The organism is Parabacteroides sp. 20_3, assembly GCF_964238835.1.
GTDB classification, from domain to species: domain Bacteria; phylum Bacteroidota; class Bacteroidia; order Bacteroidales; family Tannerellaceae; genus Parabacteroides; species Parabacteroides distasonis.
In genome coordinates this window covers 385831-400819 of the sequence record NZ_CAXSNO010000001.1, presented here as the reverse complement: position 1 = coordinate 400819, position 14989 = coordinate 385831, and the positions used below count along the sequence as shown (strand labels likewise).

The following is a 14989-nucleotide window of genomic DNA, read 5'->3' as shown; positions in this document are numbered from 1 at the left end:
TTTATTTATTAATCTTGCTCCACGTGTCCTTTAGTCCTACGGTACGGTTGAATACCAAGTTGTCGGGGGTGGATTCGCTATCTATGTTGAAATAGCCGATACGCTGGAATTGAAGGTAGGAAAGCTTGGGCAAGGTAGCCACGAACTTCTCTACGTAACAGTTTTTCCGGATCTCCAAGGAGTTCGGGTTGATGATTTCCTTCATCGCCTCTAGCGGGGAGCAATTCTTCTCCTCCCGGATAGCGGCCAATTCGTCTCTAGGGTTCTCCACTTTCCAAAGGCGGTCGTATAAGCGTACTTCCGCTTTTTGGCAATGGGCGCAGCTTACCCAGTGCAAGGTACCTTTTACTTTACGGTTAGCGTCCGGCATACCGCTGCGGGTATTCGGATCGTATTCGCAATATACCTCGGTAATCTCACCGTTCTCGTCTTTCTTACAGCCCGTACATTTTACGATATAGGCGTTCTTCAGACGAACTTCCTGTCCCGGTGTCATCCGGAAATATTTCTTGGGAGCGTCTTCCATGAAATCCTCACGTTCCATCCACAACTCACGGCTGAACTCGATCGTATGGCTGCCGGCTTCCGGATCTTCCGGGTTGTTGATCGCTTCCAGCTCCTCCACCTGTCCTTCCGGATAGTTGGTGATAATCAGTTTCACCGGATTGATCACGGCGGATACACGGATGGCGCGGGCATTCAGATCCTCGCGTACGGCGCTTTCCAGCAAGGCGAACTCGTTCAGGGCGTCGTAAGTCGTATAACCGATCTTGTCGATGAACTTACGGATAGACTCCGGAGAGTAACCCCGGCGGCGGAAACCGCAGATGGTCGGCATACGGGGGTCATCCCAGCCGTTTACCAAGTTCTCTTTTACCAATGTAAGCAGGTTACGCTTGCTCATCAGCGTGTAGCTTAGGTTCAATTTGTTGAACTCAGTCTGTCGGGGGCGGTTGTCGTTCAAGTCCTCGCCTTCCTTCAGCCAGTCGATAAACAAATCATACAGAGGACGGTGTACGACAAACTCCAAGGTACACAAGGAATGCGTCACGCCCTCGAAGAAATCGCTCTGTCCGTGGGCGAAGTCGTACATCGGATACGCTTTCCACGTCGTGCCCGTACGATGGTGCGGATGGTTAACCACCCGATAGATGATCGGATCGCGGAAGTGCATGTTCGGGTTTGCCATGTCGATCTTCGCGCGAAGTACCATGGCACCTTCCGCTATCTCACCCGTGTTCATCTTCTTGAAGAGAGCTAGGCTTTCCTCGATCGGACGGTTGCGATACGGGCTCTCGATGCCCGGTTGTGTAGGCGTGCCCTTTTGCTGGGCTATTTGTTCGGATGTCTGCTCGTCAATATATGCTTTACCTTCCTCAATGAGGCGGATCGCGAAATCCCACAATTGCTGGAAGTAGTCGGACGCGTAATAAATATTTCCCCACTGATATCCCAGCCATTGGATATCCTCCTTGATCGCCTCCACGTATTCCTCATCCTCCTTCGTCGGGTTCGTGTCGTCGAAACGGAGGTTGCAGATACCGCCATGGCGTTCAGCGATGCCGAAATCTAGGCAAATGGCCTTCGCATGGCCGATGTGAAGGTATCCGTTGGGCTCGGGCGGGAAACGGGTTTGTACACGTCCTCCGTTCTTGCCTTCCGCTAAATCTTTCTCTACGGCTGCCTCAATGAAATTCAGGTTCTTCTTGCCTTCTTCTTCGTTTGTATTGATATCGCTCATACTTAAAAATTGATAGTTTTTCTTCGAATGGGGCAAAGGTAGCGATTTCTTTTTAAAATAGGCTGATGAGCAGGGCTATATTTAGGACGGTTACCATCGTTCCCAACAGCAAGAGGATGATGGTCGTAGAGCGGCTGTTCGCGTAGACACCCATGACCTTCTTGCTGGAAGTGAGGTACACTTGCGTGAAGACCGTGATCGGCAATTGCACGCTCAACAACATCTGCGACAGGATCAATCCCTTGAACGGATCGCCGATCAGGAATATGATGGCCAAGGCGGGGACGAACGATAGCAGGACTCCCAGCTTTGAGTGGAGGTCGGTATGATTGTACGCCTCGCCATAGAATCCGGCGAAGATGGAAGCCCCGGCGATACCGGATGTGATGGTCGAGGAGATGCCCGCCAGTAATAGGGCGGCGGCGAAAATCACCCCGGCGTTATTTCCTACGAGGGGTACCAATAACTGTTGCGCTTGGTCCAGCTCGTCTACGGCGATGTTTTGCTTGAAGAAGGTAGAGGCGGCCAAGATGATCATCGCCGAGTTGATCGCCCAGCCGATCACCATGGACAGGAGCGTGTCGTAGAACTCGTACTTCAGTTGTTTCTTGATGACCGACTCGTCTTCTAGGTTCCATTCCCGGCTCTGTATCACCTCCGAGTGCAGGAACAGGTTGTGAGGCATCACGACGGCTCCCAGTACGCTCATGATGATCAGCATGGAGTTCTCGGGGAAGGTGGGTTTCACCCAGCCTACCACGGCCTGCCCCCAGTCTACGTCGACCAACGCCAGCTCGTATAGGAACGAGAGCCCGATAATGGACACGAACGTGATGATCCAGCGTTCGGTCTTACTATATGTATTACTAAATAGCATGGCGAGGCATACGATGGTGACGATCACCGCTCCCGCCTTGATCGGCATACCGAACAGCATCCGGAGGGCGATGGCTCCACCGAGTATCTCGGCGAGGGAGGTGGACACGCTGGCGAGCATGGCCGATCCTAGGATCGGGCGGCTTAGCACGCGGGGCATGTATTTGTTGGTCGCCTCCGAGAGGCAGAGGCCGGTCACGATACCGAGGTGGGCCACGTTGTGCTGGATAATGATCAGCATGACGGACGAGAAGGTGACGACCCACAGGAGGGCGTAGCCAAACTCGGAGCCTGCCGCGAGATTCGTCGCCCAGTTTCCGGGGTCGATAAAGCCTACGGTGACAAGTAATCCGGGGCCGATATATTTTAGCAAATCCAATGCCCCGGAGCGGGGGCGGTGGTTGATCTTCAGTTTGTCTAGTAAGTTCATGTTTGTATAGATACTTTTAAATTTAAAAAACAGTGTAAAGATACGAATAGTTTCGTTGTTACCCAACGGTGGCCGGAAATACGTTCGTACGGCCGATGGCGGGTATCCGTACGGCTGTCCTCTTGTAGCTGCCCGGCCGCGTGTCCGCGTTTATGCGGATACGGTAAACGAGCTACGGGAATGTCAACACGAAGGTAGTCTGCCGTTGGGCCGGGTTGCTTCTCAACGCGATGCTGCCGCCGGACAGGCGCATGATCTGTCGTGAGATGGACAGCCCGATACCGCTTCCACCTTCTTTCGTGGTGAAGAACGGCACGAATATATGCTCGGCTTCCTCGGGGGGGATGATGGGGCCGTTGTTCGTCACTTCTAGGATAACGGCCTCGTTGGGGTCGCAATACGCCTTGAACAAGATAAGGCCGTTTTCTTGCTCGTGCCCGATCGCTTGCATGGCGTTCTTCAAGAGGTTCAAGACTACTTGCGTGATCAGGTTCTCGTCGGCGTAGACGATCAAGTCCTCCGGTTCCACGTCGATACGAATGGTTATGTTCGGGTAGTTATTGTGGTGGCGGGCCAACCGCGTGAGCCGTTCGGCGAACTTATTGACGTAGAATAAAGAGGGCTGAGGCGTCGGTATATGCGTAAACTTACGGTACGACTCGACGAACGCGATCAAGCTCTTCCCGGTAGAGCTGATTACCTCCAAGCCGCCCCGTATCTCCTCGTCGACATTCTGGTGGAGGGAAAGCAAGGTGTCGCTCAAGGAGGTGATAGGGGTGACGGAGTTCATGATCTCATGGGTCAAGACCCGTGTCAGTCGTATCCATGACTCGATCTCCTTATCGTCCAGCTCGCTGTTGATATCATTGATCGCGATGATGCGGACGTGTTTCTCTTGGAGCGTCATCTCGGAGACACGGACCGAGAGATGTACCGTGCCCCGCTCGTTGATAAAAGAGATCTGATGTTTCTCGCCGGGACGAACGTCGCTGATGAGGCGCTCTAGATTCTCGTCGATACGTCCGAGCTGGCGGGCATGGGTAAAGACCGTCAATCCCAGCAGTCGCAAGGCCTCGTTATTTGTCTGGAAAATATTGCCCTTATCATCTTCTACGATGATACCCGTATTCACTTGGTTCATGATCAACTCGTAATATTTCTCTTTCTGGATCGCCTCGGCTTTCGCTTGAAAAAGTATTTGGGTGATGCGGTTTAAGGAGTCGCTAACCAGCTTGTCGTTGGAGGAGCGCCCCCGGGTAGCGTACTTGAAAGCGTAATCGCTATTGTCGATCGCGTCGAACATGAAGGCTACCTTTTGCGCATTCCGCTTGAACAAAAGGCTGATGCCCCGCAAGGCAGCCAGCCATCCGATGCCTAAGAACAGGAACCATCCCCATTCTTTCTCCAAGGCCTGGTAGGTGAGTGCCGCCGTCAGCCCGATAGCGAGGGCGAGGCGGAAGGTGAGGCTGTAATAAATGCCTTTAAAGTTCATACCGCTTGATCTTATTATAAAGCGTTTGCCGTGAGATACCCAACTGGTTCGCCACGAGCGAGAGATTACCGCCGAATTTATCCATGGCGGCCTTGATCATAGTATACTCCATTTCCTCGAGCGTAGTGATGTCATTCTTGACGGGCACCTCCCGCTTACGGGGGAAATCGAAATTGCTGCCATCTAAAGTATCACCATCGGCAATGATAATCGCTTTCTCCACGGTATGTTCCAGTTCGCGGATATTACCCAGCCAAGGTTGGGCTTTCAGCTTTTCCTTGGCGTCGTCGGTGAGGGCCATGGGCTTTTTACCGTAGATATTGGTATATTTCGTGATGAATATCTCGGTAAGCGGTACGATATCCTCCGGCCGCTCCCTCAAGGGCGGGATCTCTACGTGTATCGTATTGATACGATACAGCAAGTCCTCGCGGAATTGCTCTTTCTGTACCATCTCCTGCAAGTCCCGGTTCGTGGCGCAGATCAGGCGGATATTGATGGGGATCGGGGTATTGCTACCTACCCGTACGATGCTCCGGCGTTGCAAGGCGGTCAGTAATTTGGCTTGCAAATGATAAGATAGGTTCCCGATCTCGTCGAGGAACAAGCTTCCGTTGTTCGCTACCTCGAACTTACCGGGGCGATCCGTCCGGGCGTCGGTGAAGGCCCCTTTTACGTGGCCGAATAACTCGCTCTCGAACAGCGTCTCCGTGATCGCGCCCATATCCACCGGTACCATGGCTTCATCCTTGCGGGGGGATAGCAGGTGTATTTCCCGGGCCAGCATTTCCTTACCGGTTCCGTTCTCTCCCGTGATTAATAGATTGGCGTCTGTCTTGGCTACTTTCTCTATCAGCATCCGTAGTTGCTGCATGGCATTGCTGTCTCCCCAGAACATACCGCTTTCCTTGGATACCAACTGCTTGTTGCCGACACCGCCTTTATGATTGGCCGAGCGGATTTGATAAGCGGCTTGCAAGGTTTCCAATAATTTAGCGTTGTCCCAAGGCTTTACCACGAAATCGGTGGCTCCTTCCTTGATTCCTCGTACCGCCAGATCGATGTCGGCGTAGGCGGTAAAGAGAACGACTTGTATCGAGGGATAAGCCTTCTTGATCTCGGAGAGCCAGAACAGCCCCTCATTGCCGCTGTTTATACCGGCGCTGAAATTCATGTCGAGCAATACGACATCCACGTTCTCGTCGTGCAGCGTGTTTTTTATCTTGTTCGGGGTAGAGATGGTGATAACCTTCTCGAAGCAAGTTCCTAACAGCATTTGTACGGCGGTCAGGATACCTTTATTATCATCCACAACTAGTATAGTGCCTTGTTTTGCCATGTCATGTCCATTTATACGGGCAAAGATACTCGATCTGGTCGATACTTCCTAAACCAGATACATCCTATTTCTGTTTCATATACCGTATGGATAAAGAAATAACGAATATAAATGGTCAGACGGGAGGGAATATCCCGGATGGCTTGCCAATCCCTAGCCGTTATTGGGCGATCCTAGCGATTGGGCTTGGTGTTACCGTGTCGGTGTTGGATGGGGCGATCGCAAACGTGGCTTTACCTACGATTGCCGGCGATCTCCATACGAGTCCGTCTGCTTCTATATGGGTGGTGAACGCTTATCAGTTGGCGATCACGATTTCTTTGCTGTCGTTATCGTCGATGGGAGAGATCTGGGGGTATCGGAAGGTGTATACGATCGGGTTGCTGTTATTTAGCTGTACCTCTTTGGCCTGTGCTTTATCCGATTCCTTGTTTACGCTGATTATCGCCCGTACGCTACAAGGTTTTGGCGCCGCTGCCATAGCGAGCGTGAATACGGCCTTGATCCGTATTATTTATCCCAAACGTTTTCTGGGGCGAGGTATGGGGATTAATGCCTTGGTGGTATCCGTATCGGCCGCCGCTGGTCCTACGATAGCCGCCGGTATATTGTCCGTGGGGAACTGGCCTTGGTTGTTCGCTATAAATATCCCGATAGGTATTACCGCTTTGATATTGAGCTTTAAGTTCTTGCCGCAAAATCCGGTGAAGGCTGTCGGACGTAAGTTTGATGTTACGGCGGCACTCATGAATGCGCTGACATTCGGTTTGGTGATAGCGATTATCGAGGCGTTCACGCATGATGTACATATCTCATTGATAATAGCGGCGATTGTTATCGTATTGTTCTGTGGGTATTTCTATGTCCGGAGAGAGGAACGGCAGGCCTATCCATTATTGCCGATAGACTTGCTGCGTATTCCTCTTTTTACCCTTTCTATCATTACGTCTGTGTTTTCTTTCATCGCTCAGATGCTGGCTATGGTCTCTTTCCCGTTTTTCTTGCAGCGGGTACTGGGACGCGATGAGGTGGCGACCGGCTTATTATTGACTCCTTGGCCTTTGGCGACAATGGTGTGCGCCCCTTTGGCCGGGATCTTGTCGGAGAAAATGAATGCCGGGGTCTTGAGTGGTATCGGGTTGATTATCTTCTCGGGAGGGTTGTTCTCGTTGGCGGAATTACCGGCGCATCCTTCCGATCTGGATATTATCTGGCGCATGGCACTTTGCGGTTGTGGCTTCGGGTTGTTCCAGACTCCTAACAATAGCCTCATGATCGGGGCCGCTCCGGAAAGTAGGAGTGGAGGGGCTAGTGGCATGTTGGGTACGGCCCGTTTGCTGGGACAAACTTGCGGGGCTTCGCTGGTAGCCTTGATGTTTAAGTTATTTCCCGGCCATAGCATGCCCGCGGCGTTATGGCTGGGAAGTGTGTTGGCCTTGATCGGGGCGGTTATTAGTTTCTCCCGGATCAATCGTAAGGCTTGATCGGATTAGGCGAGATGCGATTTTACCTGCATTTTCGCCCGGTATCCCAGCAGGCATACGGAGCATAAGAAGCCTAATGGGTAAGCCATCCAAATCCCGGCGATACCCCAATGGAACGTGAATCCCAATAGATATCCGGCAGGTATGGCTATGATGAAATAAGCGAGAAACGAGATCCACATAATCGCTTTCACGTCGGCTAGCCCTCGTAAGGAGTTCGCTAAAATGATTTGTGCGCTGTCGCCTATTTGATAGAGCATCAATATGGGGAGTAGTGTCTTCACGATTGCGTTGACATGAAGATTATCCGTAAATATTAATCCAAGCCCGGATTGGGTCATGAATAAGGAGGTACAGACAATACAAACGACAATAAGCCCCAGATGAAGCCCGGCAATGGTGATCTTACGCACCATATACCAGTCGTTCGCCCCTTTATAATAACTGGTACGAATCGCTACGGCGGCTCCAAGACCTAAATAGATGGTAAAACTGATCGTTGATATGGTTATGGCTATTTGATGGGCGGCAAGCTCAAGGCTACCCAGCCAACCCACCATGATGGCGGTGACGCAGAATGTTCCCGCTTCCAAGCCTTGTTGCAAACTGATCGGCCAGCCTATGGAATTCAGCCTTCTCCAACTCTGCTTATTGATACGAATATGGGTGAAACCTTTCCGGTAAGGCTTATAGTCGGTTCGCAGCATGAATACGGCGATGAAAAGCAATAGCATGATGATACGCGAGATAAAGGTGCTTATACCTGCCCCGAGCAGTCCGAGTTCCGGCATTCCGCATTTTCCGTAAATGAGGATATAGTTGCCGATGATATTCAGCAGATTCCCTGTCAATAGGACCCACATGGATATGGATGGGTTGGCTATGCCTTCCACGAATTGACGGAATGAATTATAAAGCATTACGAATAGGATCGAGACTAATGAGACCGCGAAATAAGGTCTTATCAATGGCAAGAGTTCTTCGGGTTGGCCTAAAGAGTCTAGGTTTAGGTAAATCCCCAGTAAGACGGCTATCAATAATAAGGTGGTAGTCATATTGGCAACCAGACTGTTTTTGAGCCAGCCTCCGATCACGATCTTTTTATTCATCGCTAAATTCTGTCCGATCAGCGGGGTAAGATTATAGGAGAATCCGGTTCCCATTATGATAAATGCGTTTATTACATTATTGACGAACGATGCCGCCGCTAGTTCCTCCGTACTGTGTTGTCCCACCATGATGGTGTCTGCCAATCCGGTGATGATAGCCCCCAATTGTCCAATGATGATAGGTACCCCTAGCATTACTAAGGATTTATAATATAGTTTGTAACCCGCTATTCTATTGTACATATGTATTGTTCTGTTATTAATGATGGTGTAAAAATCCTTGATCGTATATGCCGGATATACGATAGAGTTGTTCTAAATGAAAATGTAAAGATAAATTAGAAGGAATAGGGTGCGGATACAGTAGAACCTCTCGTAGTCCAATGGACGAACAAGATGCTTTTAGTCGTAAAAAAATAATATTCGAATTTACAGCTCATACCTCTTCTTAGATTTAGCGGTGCAAAATTACGTAAAATCACTGGAATCCGCAAACCTTCAAAATTACCTTTGTTTTTGGGATCGTACTTTTTTTATATCTTTACGGTTATAAGATAAATGAATGATTATGGATCAGTTCGTAGAACAATTAAGGCAGGTGTCTCCTTTATCAGATGAGATCGTGGGGCAGCTGTTGGAAGAAATGAAAGAGGTTTCTTTTGCTAAGGGAGAATTATCGATCCGGGAGGGAGAAAGAGATCCGTTTGTTTGGTTCGTGAAAACCGGATTGGTCCGGGCTTTCGTGGAGCGTGAGGGGAAAGATATCTCGTTATGGTTTGCCTCGGATAGCGAGGTGATCAATTTTGTTTATCGGGATATCTCCGCCTATAATGTTCAAATGGTGGAGAATACGACATTATTGAGAATACCGAAAACGAAATTGGATTACCTATGCCGGAGCTCCCTTGAGTTGGCCAATTGGGGATTGAAAATACAAGATTACTATCTTCGGGAATATGAGAACTATTTTATAAACGATAGCTGGATGGAAGCTCGTGAACAATATGAGTCATTGCTGAAAACCCGCCCGGACTTGATCTTGAAACTACCCTTGAAACATATCGCCTCCTATTTACAGATAACTCCACAGTCATTGAGCCGTATCCGTGCTTCCGTAAAAAAATAGGGAAAAGTCATTATTTATCATAGGGTAATTTTTCTTGTTTTCAATAGCCATACCTTCGCATCGTTAAAAACGTGAAGTGGATAATATGAAAATGAGTGGAGAAAAGGCGATCCATCGCCAAGAGTTGGAGCGTGGTTTACTAACCCAAAAGATTTCAAGACTATTTCTGAAATATACGATACCGGGAGTAGCCGGCCTATTATTCCTTGGGATTCAGTCGGTGATCGATGGTGTGATATTAGGGCGGTTTGTCGGGGCGAACGCTTTGGCCAGCGTGAATCTGATCTTACCTTGCTATAGTTTGATGACGGCTTTGTCTATCGTGATAGGAGTAGGGTGTCAGACCTTGATCGGTATAAACCTCGGACGTTCGGATCGGCAAGAGGCGAATAACGCTATAACTACTTCGTTCTTGTTTCTTGGAGGAATATCCGTTTTGATTAGCGGGTTGATTTATATATTCGCCGGAGATATCGCCCGTATGTTAGGTGCGAATGACGTATTGGTTACGGGAGCCGTGGACTATATTCGTTCCCTTGTCCCGTTTTTCCCTTTATTATCATTGATGTTCTTAGGAGATTATATGATTAAGGCGATGGGGCATCCGCTTTATGCCATGATCGTAATGGGAAGTACGGTGTTGATTAATATCGGTCTGGATCTTTTGTTTATCCCGGTAATGGGTTTAGGGATTAAGGGGGCGGGATTGGCTACAGGCTTGGCCTTTACCTTGGGAGCGCTGTTCAATATTCCCCGGATGTTCCAGCGAGGGCAAGTCGTAGCGGTACAAAGAGGACGTTTCCGTTGGCCTTTGGTCTGGAATGCGTTATACAATGGCTCTTCGGAAGGAATATCCGAGCTATCTGCCGGAATCACGATTTTTTTGTTCAATATAACGATGATGCGATATTTAGGAGAGGATGGAGTCGCCGCCTTTACGGCGATTAACTATATCCTGTTTATCGCCACCACGGTATTTTTAGGGATATCCGATGGAATTATACCGATTATCAGTTATAATTTCGGGGCAGGAAGATTGGACCGGATCGAGAAAGTGCTGAGATTAGCAGGGCGTGTTAATTTTATGATAGGTATAACGTTATTCGCCATCTTATTCTTTTTCGGGCAACAGATCACGTCCTTTTTCTTTAAGGGAGGAGAGGCTTTGGACGCTTTGGCGATCGCTAATTACGGCATAACGATTTATTGCTTCACCTTCTTGATGAGTGGGCTGAATATATTGGCCTCCAGTTATTTCACGGCTATCGGCAACGCTAAGCTGTCGGTTGTTATCTCTATGCTGCGTAGCTTGGTATTCGTAACCTTTGGTATTATCGTTTATCCTTCTTTATTCGGCATCCAAAGTATTTGGTATAATGTACCGGTGGCGGAGTTGTGTACGTTATTTATCTCCTTTATGTTGGTAAGGAGAGAACTTTTAAAAGAGGCCGTGCTGAAAAATTAATCAGCACAACCCTCTTAATTTCTTATTCGATATTCTTCCGTATCTTCGTCAGATACTCTTTCATCTTCTCGGAATCCTTATCCTTGATGATTTCTTGCAAGATATGCAATTCCTCTTGTATCCGTTCGATTTGGCGAGGGGTACGGGGGTTGAAAAGGATCTCGGTCAATAGATAATCGTCCTCGGACAGAAGGCCGCGGGCGATTTTCATATGGCGTTTGAAAGTGGTACCCGGAGCATCCTGATGCTTCATCGTAGCGGCAAATACCATAGTGGAGGCGAAAGGGATACCTAGTGAGTAGGCTACCACTTTATCGTGCTCCTCGAACGTGTATTCGCAGATATGCAGGCGGAGGCTGGAATAAATATCCTTGAAGAAGATCTTGCCCAGATGATCGCCCTCGGAGATAATAATCGTATTCTCTTTCTCCAGTTGTCCCAGATTAGCGAATGTCGGTCCGAACATCGGGTGAGTGGAGACATACGGGAAACCGCATGTCTCATAAAACTCCTTTAAATAAGTCTTCACGGAAGCGATATCGGAAATAATGCAATACGGTTGCAAGTAAGGCATTACGGCCTTGAAAGCCTCTATCGTGTAACTTAACGTCACGCAGTTGATGACCAACTCGGGATTAAAATCCTTAACCTCTTCCGGGTTTTGTAGGCGAAGGGCGTTATAGATAAAACGCATACGTTTCGGATCTTTCTCCAATACGGCTACCTCATGATCAAAACTAAGCAGGTCGGTGAAGAAAGAACCCATCTTTCCTGCGCCTAAAATCAATATTTTCATCTTATAAATTATTGTTCGTTCATGATAATCATTTGCTGGCGCACGGATTCCTCATGGATCTCCTTCAAGATCTCCTTTACAAAGTCCGGGCTCAGGTCCATTTGTTCACCCATGCTGGAGCGTTTCTCTAAGATCTCGCTGTAGCGGGGAGACTGCAAGATCGGCATATTGTGCTCTTTCTTATAAACGCCGATCTCCTTGGAGATACGCATACGTTTAGCCAAAAGCTCCAATAATTGCTCGTCGATACCATCGATCTGGCGGCGAAGAGCGGTCAGGTTCTCGGTAGTCTGGTTTACGTCACGGATCACCAATAGGTTCAATACGTAATCCAATACATCCGGGGTGATTTGCTGGGAAGCGTCGCTCCATGCGCAATCCGGGTTACAATGAGACTCTACGATCAATCCGTCGAAACTCAAGTCCATCGCTTGCTGGCAAAGTGGGGCTACCAACTCACGCTTACCACCAATGTGACTAGGATCACAGAAAATAGGCAGGTCCGGCATACGGCGGCGAAGCTCGATAGGAATATGCCACAACGGAAGGTTACGGTAGATCTTCTTGTCGTATGAGCTGAAACCTCTATGGATAGCACCCAAACGATGAATGCCCGCTCCGTACAAACGCTCGAACGCTCCGATCCACAACTCCAAGTCCGGGTTAACCGGGTTCTTGATCAATACAGGTACATCAACCCCTTTTAACGCGTCGGCGATCTCTTGGACAGCGAATGGGTTTACCGTCGTACGTGCTCCGATCCAAAGGATATCGATACCGGCTTTCAATGCCTCGAATACATGATCTTTAGTCGCTACCTCGGTAGATACCAGCATACCGGTCTCTTTTTTCACTTTCTTCAACCAAGCCAATCCCTCGGCTCCGATACCCTCGAATCCACCCGGTTTCGTACGAGGCTTCCAAATACCCGCACGGAATATCTTAACGCCTCTGGAGGCTAATCCTTGGGCTGTTTCTAACACTTGCTCTTCTGTCTCGGCGCTACAAGGGCCTGCGATTACGATAGGACGTTGTGTGTCAACTCCCGGTAATGCTAACGGTTCAATCTTCATTTCCATCTTTGTGATCTATATTTTAATTTTCAATTTTCAGTTATAAATTCTCAATTCTCTTCAAGGCTTCTTCTAAAGTCTCGTTCTTGCAGCAAAGGGAGATACGGATATAACGCTCGCCACGGCTACCGAAGATAAATCCCGGCGTAAGGAATACGTTTGCCTCGTATAGCACCTTGTTGGCGATTGCCTCGCCGCTCTCGGCGGAGTCGGGGATACGTCCCCAAAGGAACATACCTACTTGGTTCTCGTCGTACTCGCATCCCAAGGTACGCATGATTTGTCCGGCAAGGTCCCGGCGGCTACGATAGACACGGTTCATGTTATCGTACCACTCTTTCTTTGCGCTTAGGGCCTCTACCGCCGCATATTGCATCGGCTTGAACTGCCCGGAGTCGATATTGCTTTTTACCTTCAGTATCCATTGGACGAATTGGGCGTTGGAAGCCAGCATCGCCATACGCCAACCCGGCATATTATGAGCCTTACTCATGGAGTTCATCTCGATACAGATCTCTTTGGCTCCCGGTATGCTTAAGATACTTAGCGGATGCTCATTCAAGATGAAGCTATAGGGGTTATCATTACATATAATAATACCGTGCTTCCGGCCGAAGGCCACCAGTTTCTCGTATAGCTCTACGCTAGCGTTCGCCCCTGTGGGCATATTCGGGTAATTGGTCCACATCAGCTTTACGTTGGAGAGATCCATTTTCTCCAGTTCCTCGAAATCCGGTTGCCATCCCAATTCCTCTTTCAACTCGTAAGGGATCAAACGAGCCTCTACTAGCTTGCTGACGGAACTATATGTCGGATATCCCGGGTTCGGAACCAGTACGCCATCCCCCGGATTCAAGAATGCCAGCGAGATATGCAAGATACCTTCTTTGGAGCCGATGAGCGGTTGGATCTCTGTTTTCGGGTCCAAGTCTACGTTATACCACGTCTTGTACCAGTCGGCGAATCCCTTACGCAGTTCCGGTATGCCCACGTACGGCTGATAACCGTGCTCGTTCGCTTTGCGGGCATGTTCACACAACGTCTCGATGGTCTGTTCCGAAGGTGGAAGGTCGGGGCTGCCCACGCCAAGGTTGATGACGTTCTTGCCTGCGGCGTTCATCTCGGCTACTTCCTTCAGTTTCTTGGAGAAGTAGTATTCCTGTACGCTACCTACACGGTTAGCGGGTGTAATGTTACACACTTTGTCTTCCTTCTGCATATTCGCCTAATATTTTTAAGTCTTTTGTTAACGGTCTGATAGCGTCCAATGCTTGTTTGTAACGGGTAAAATCCGTGAAAGTAAGGTCGATGTAGAACAAGTATTCCCATTCACGCCCGATAATAGGCAAGGACTGTATTTTAGAGAGATTCATGTCGTAAAAAGAGAGAACGGAGAGGACTTTGGAAAGGCTGCCGGAGGTGTGGGGAAGAGCGAATACGAGAGAGGATTTGTTTTTATCGGTTCCTCGAAGCATCTCATCCGCCGTCCAGCGGTCCGCTATAGCGAGGAAGCGGGTGAAATTCCGTTTGTTAGTTTCGATCCCCTCGGCAAGGACTTCCATCTTGTAGATCTGGGCAGCCAGTTTCCCGCATATCGCCGCATGTCCTTTCAGTTGGTTTTCCGAGATCCACCGGGCACTCATGGCGGTATCTTCTTTCTCTACCACCTTGGCGTTGGGCAGAGTATCGAGGAAATCGGTACATTGCATCAACGCTATCGGATGGGAGTTGACCTCTGTTACCTCGTGTATCGAGGTTCCCGGAAGCGCTACTAAGGAATGGGAGATACGTAGCTTATACTCGCCGGTGACGCTCAGCCCGCTTTCACGGATCAGCTCATGGTTTTGAAGGAGGCTTCCCGCTATCGTATTCTCGATGGCCATCATGCCCAGTACGGAAGGGTCTTTCTTGATAGTCGTGATAACATCCCGAAACGTATTGCAAGGGATGATTTCTATTTCTTCACCTTCATGATAATTACGGGCGGCGATGTCGTGATACGAACCGGCTATTCCCTGTATTGCTACTTTCTTTTTCATCTTGTTTCTCTATTTTTAC

Annotated in this window: 12 protein-coding genes; 3 read left to right on the top strand and 9 right to left on the bottom strand. The window is 49.0% G+C overall.

Going from position 1 to position 14989, the window contains the following annotated elements; genetic code table 11:
* Position 1: 1 nt before the first annotated feature.
* The 4 genes from ACESPU_RS01695 to ACESPU_RS01680 form a co-directional block, all read right to left on the bottom strand.
* Positions 2 to 1741 (bottom strand): glutamine--tRNA ligase/YqeY domain fusion protein, encoded by a 1740-nt coding sequence (locus ACESPU_RS01695; protein ID WP_008778287.1) that lies wholly within the window; start codon positions 1739 to 1741, stop codon positions 2 to 4.
* A 52-nt stretch (positions 1742 to 1793) separates the two neighbouring features.
* Positions 1794 to 3047, bottom strand: a complete 1254-nt coding sequence (locus ACESPU_RS01690; RefSeq protein WP_008780456.1) for an Nramp family divalent metal transporter — start codon at positions 3045 to 3047, stop codon at positions 1794 to 1796.
* Positions 3048 to 3219: 172 nt separating this feature from the next.
* Positions 3220 to 4539: a PAS domain-containing sensor histidine kinase gene (locus tag ACESPU_RS01685; RefSeq protein WP_005856335.1), complete on the bottom strand. Its 1320-nt coding sequence runs from the start codon at positions 4537 to 4539 to the stop codon at positions 3220 to 3222.
* Positions 4529 to 5878, bottom strand: a complete 1350-nt coding sequence (locus ACESPU_RS01680; RefSeq protein WP_057327114.1) for a sigma-54 dependent transcriptional regulator — start codon at positions 5876 to 5878, stop codon at positions 4529 to 4531. The genes ACESPU_RS01685 and ACESPU_RS01680 overlap by 11 nt, the downstream gene beginning before the upstream one ends.
* Before the next feature lie 86 nt (positions 5879 to 5964).
* Between ACESPU_RS01680 and ACESPU_RS01675 the strand changes: the two genes are divergently transcribed.
* On the top strand, positions 5965 to 7362 hold the full coding sequence (locus ACESPU_RS01675; protein ID WP_008771902.1) for an MFS transporter: 1398 nt from the start codon (positions 5965 to 5967) through the stop codon (positions 7360 to 7362).
* A 5-nt stretch (positions 7363 to 7367) separates the two neighbouring features.
* On the opposite strand, the gene ACESPU_RS01670 is transcribed toward ACESPU_RS01675, so the two are convergent.
* A complete protein-coding gene (locus tag ACESPU_RS01670) occupies positions 7368 to 8714 on the bottom strand; it encodes an MATE family efflux transporter (RefSeq protein ID WP_211737665.1) in 1347 nt (448 codons plus the stop codon).
* A gap of 319 nt (positions 8715 to 9033) precedes the next feature.
* Here ACESPU_RS01670 and ACESPU_RS01665 point away from each other — a divergent pair, with 319 nt between their 5' ends.
* Entirely contained in the window at positions 9034 to 9597 is a 564-nt protein-coding gene (locus tag ACESPU_RS01665; RefSeq protein WP_010182830.1) for a Crp/Fnr family transcriptional regulator, read from the top strand.
* A gap of 85 nt (positions 9598 to 9682) precedes the next feature.
* Positions 9683 to 11062 carry an MATE family efflux transporter gene (locus tag ACESPU_RS01660; RefSeq protein ID WP_034527476.1) on the top strand — a complete coding sequence of 460 codons (1380 nt, stop codon included), beginning with the start codon at positions 9683 to 9685 and terminating at the stop codon, positions 11060 to 11062.
* Positions 11063 to 11084: 22 nt separating this feature from the next.
* Here the strand turns inward: ACESPU_RS01660 and ACESPU_RS01655 are convergent, their stop codons facing one another.
* The 4 genes from ACESPU_RS01655 to ACESPU_RS01640 are packed head-to-tail and all read right to left on the bottom strand — an operon-like array spanning position 11085 to position 14970.
* A complete protein-coding gene (locus ACESPU_RS01655) occupies positions 11085 to 11858 on the bottom strand; it encodes a prephenate dehydrogenase/arogenate dehydrogenase family protein (protein WP_005868245.1) in 774 nt (257 codons plus the stop codon).
* Positions 11859 to 11866: 8 nt separating this feature from the next.
* Positions 11867 to 12937, bottom strand: a complete 1071-nt coding sequence (locus ACESPU_RS01650; RefSeq protein ID WP_005868246.1) for a bifunctional 3-deoxy-7-phosphoheptulonate synthase/chorismate mutase type II — start codon at positions 12935 to 12937, stop codon at positions 11867 to 11869.
* 34 nt (positions 12938 to 12971) lie between these two features.
* The gene (locus ACESPU_RS01645; RefSeq protein WP_008780461.1) at positions 12972 to 14150 is read right to left on the bottom strand and encodes a pyridoxal phosphate-dependent aminotransferase; all 1179 of its coding nucleotides are present in this window, start codon (positions 14148 to 14150) and stop codon (positions 12972 to 12974) included.
* Positions 14125 to 14970, bottom strand: a complete 846-nt coding sequence (locus ACESPU_RS01640; protein WP_008771907.1) for a prephenate dehydratase — start codon at positions 14968 to 14970, stop codon at positions 14125 to 14127. The genes ACESPU_RS01645 and ACESPU_RS01640 overlap by 26 nt, the downstream gene beginning before the upstream one ends.
* Between the last annotated feature and the right edge of the window lie 19 nt (positions 14971 to 14989).